This window comes from Modicisalibacter radicis, assembly GCF_900961225.1.
Taxonomy (GTDB): Bacteria; Pseudomonadota; Gammaproteobacteria; order Pseudomonadales; family Halomonadaceae; genus Modicisalibacter.
Map to the genome: position 1 here is coordinate 1 of NZ_CAAHFN010000094.1, position 3156 is coordinate 3156.

The window sequence follows — 3156 nt, forward strand, 5'->3', positions numbered from 1 at the left end:
GCTCCGACCAGGTGTTGCAGATGCCGATGATCGGCTTGCCCTGGAACTCATGATCGGGGATGCCCTGGTTCTTCATCCAGCTGCGGTACATGAAGCCGTTCTTGTCGGCCGTGCCGAACCAGGCGGCACTGCGCAAGGGGCGCTTTTCATCGGTCATTGCAATCTCCTTCACGGTCCTGACGCCTCACGGCCGCTGACCGGCTCTCTGGCGTGTCCAAGTCGGCCCAACATACGCAGGCCGCCGATATCCGCAAAATATAAAAATCACCCACCTTCGATATGCAAAAACATATCGAAAAAATTTCCGACAAGCTCATCCACCTTTCCGGAGTCTCGTCAGCAAACCGCCAGCATCCGGCCCGCCGCCCCTCGCGTCACGCTCCAGGCGGCGCCATGGCCGCTCCGGGCGTGACTGCATGACGCTCGGGACGGCACTCGCCGTGGGCCCCCTCTCGGGCCACGGAGCGCCAATCGCCAGCGGCGCCCTACCAAAGTATATGTTGAACATAGCCACCCTATGTTCAACATTTAGGGCCACTCCAGTCGGAGATGCCAATGCTCAGAACAGGTTCGCAGAACATGGACACCCACGCACCGCTGCCCCGGAATCTGCCCGACAATCGTCTGATCGGCCGTCTCTGGGACCCCGAAGGCCAGGGGCCGCGCCTGGTCACGGTGCGTAATGGCTGGCTGCACGACATCAGTGCATTGGCACCGACGCTCAGCGCGCTACTCGAGCGCGACGACCTGACGACCTGTCTCGAAACGGCCGCCGATGCCCCGCTTTTGGCCGTCGACGAGTGCCTGACGAACTCGCTCGAGGCCCAGGGCGCGCCGGATCGCCAATACCTGATGGCACCCTGCGACCTGCAGGCGATCAAGGCCTGCGGAGTGACGTTTGCCAGCTCGATGCTCGAGCGTGTGATCGAGGAACAGGCGCGCGGCGATGCCAGCCTGGCGGCCTCGATCCGCGAAACCATCGAGGAACTGATCGGCGACGATCTGTCGCGCCTCGAACCGGGTTCCGAAGACGCCGCCACGCTCAAGCGTCGGCTGATCGATCTGGGTGTGTGGTCGCAATACCTCGAGGTCGGCATCGGCCCCGATGCCGAAGTGTTCACCAAGGCCCAGCCGATGTCGTCGGTGGGCTTCGGCAGCCAGGTCGGCATTCATCCGGCCTCGGCCTGGAACAATCCCGAGCCGGAAGTGGTGCTGGCGGTGGATTCGCACGGCCGGGTGCGCGGTGCGGCACTCGGCAACGACGTCAATCTGCGCGATGTCGAGGGGCGCTCGGCGCTGCTGCTCGGCAAGGCCAAGGACAACAACGCCTCCTGCGCCATCGGCCCCTTCGTGCGGCTTTTCGACGCGGAATTCGGCATCGACGACGTGCGCCGCATGGAGGTGCATCTCGACGTCGAAGGCAGCGACGATTATCGCCTCGAGGCGATCAGCTCGATGGCGCAGATCAGCCGCGACCCACTGGATCTGGTCGAGCAGACGATCGGCGCCCACCACCAGTACCCGGACGGCTTCATGCTGTTCCTCGGCACGCTGTTCGCCCCGACCCAGGACCGTGGCGAGCCGGGCAGCGGCTTCACGCACAAGGTCGGCGACCGCGTCACCATCGCCGCGCATGAACTCGGCGCCCTGATCAATCGTGTCGAGCGCTGCGACCGGATTCGCCCCTGGCAGTTCGGCAGCGGCGCCCTGCTCGACTATCTGACTCGGCGCGTCACCGGCCGGGACTGACCGGCCCGTGCTGCACGAGCCCGGGTACGACGCCATGCGTCGGCCCACCCCATCCCCTTCGGGGGTTTATAGCCAACGCTCGCATTCATAACAACAAGCATCACTTGGAGATAAGTATGTTCAAGCTCAAGCAACTCGTCGTCGCCACCAGCTCGATAGTGCTGATGGGACTCTCGGCCGCCCAGGCCGCCGAATACGAATGGAAGTTCCAGGCCTCGGAGACCTCCGGCGAGCCCAGCTTCAAGATCAAGCAGGAGTGGGCCGACAAGATCGAGACCATGACCGATGGTCGCGTGGCGATCGAGGTGATGCCGATCAACTCCGTCGTCGGCCCCACCGAAACCCTGCAGGCCGTGTCGTCCGGCATCCTGCAGGGCCACATGACCGATCCCAGTTACTTTTCCGGCCAGAATCCCGCCTACGGCATGCTCGGCAACCTGGTCGGCGCCTGGAGCGACCCTTACGACTTCCTCGAATACATGAAGTACGGCGGTGGCGAAGATCTCTACAACGAATTGACCGAGCCCTACGGCGCCCATCTGATTTCCGCGGCCACCTTCCCGCTCGAGTCGATTCCGTCGAGCGTCGAGATCGACGCCATCGAGGACTTCCAGGGCCTCAAGATCCGCGCCCCGCAGGGCATGGTCTACAACATCTTCGAGCGCATCGGCGCCGCGCCGGTCAATCTGCCGGGCTCCGAGGTCTACACCGCGCTCGAGAAGGGCGTGATCGACGCCGCCGACTCCACGGTGCTGTCCAACAACGACGCCCAGGGGATTCATGACTTCGCCCCCTATCCGCTCTATCCGGGCTTCCACTCCATGCCGATGATCGCGGTCTCCCTCAACAAGGAGATCTGGGACGGCCTGCCGGAGGATCTCCAGGTCACCCTGAAGACGGCCTTCGACCGCATGGCCTACGACCTGATCGCGCGGCTCAAGGAGCAGGACATCCAGACGCTTCAGAAGCTCAAGGAGAACCCCGATGTCCACCCGATCGACCTGTCGCCGGAAGAGCGCAAGAAGTTCCGCCAGGCTGCCGAGAAGGAATGGAAGGAGTGGGCCGGCAAGAACGAGATGACCCAGAAGGTCTACGATTCCGCCACCACGTTCCTGAAATCGCGCAATCTGTTGTAATCGCGGGCCTTCAGACACAACCCCGAGGGGCCGACCGTGTCGGCCCCGTTTCTCCATTCCCTGAACAGCGCGGCGCCGGGCGCGTCGTGTGGAGGAACCATGTCTCCCGCTCCCTCCGAACACCCTGACCCCGACGACCCGGACGCGGCCCTGGCCCAGGTCCGCGCGCGCGAGGAGGGCCCGCCGCCGGTGCGCAGCGCCTTCGACCGAGGCGTGGTGTGGTGCGCCCGGCGCGTCGCCTGGCTGGTGTTCCTCGCCATGGCGATCAGCG

The 3156-nt window shown here is 64.4% G+C and carries 2 protein-coding genes and 1 pseudogene; 2 read left to right on the forward strand and 1 reads right to left on the reverse strand.

What is annotated here, in order from left to right:
* Positions 1–157 (reverse strand): annotated as a pseudogene (locus tag HR9077_RS22245) (dihydroxy-acid dehydratase); the annotation flags it as partial.
* 398 nt (positions 158–555) lie between these two features.
* Here HR9077_RS22245 and HR9077_RS17140 point away from each other — a divergent pair.
* Positions 556–1749: a fumarylacetoacetate hydrolase family protein gene (locus HR9077_RS17140; protein WP_136068476.1), complete on the forward strand. Its 1194-nt coding sequence runs from the start codon at positions 556–558 to the stop codon at positions 1747–1749.
* A gap of 116 nt (positions 1750–1865) precedes the next feature.
* Complete coding sequence (locus HR9077_RS17145; protein WP_136068478.1) at positions 1866–2885, forward strand: TRAP transporter substrate-binding protein; 1020 nt, start codon at positions 1866–1868, stop codon at positions 2883–2885.
* The last annotated feature ends 271 nt before the right edge of the window (positions 2886–3156 follow it).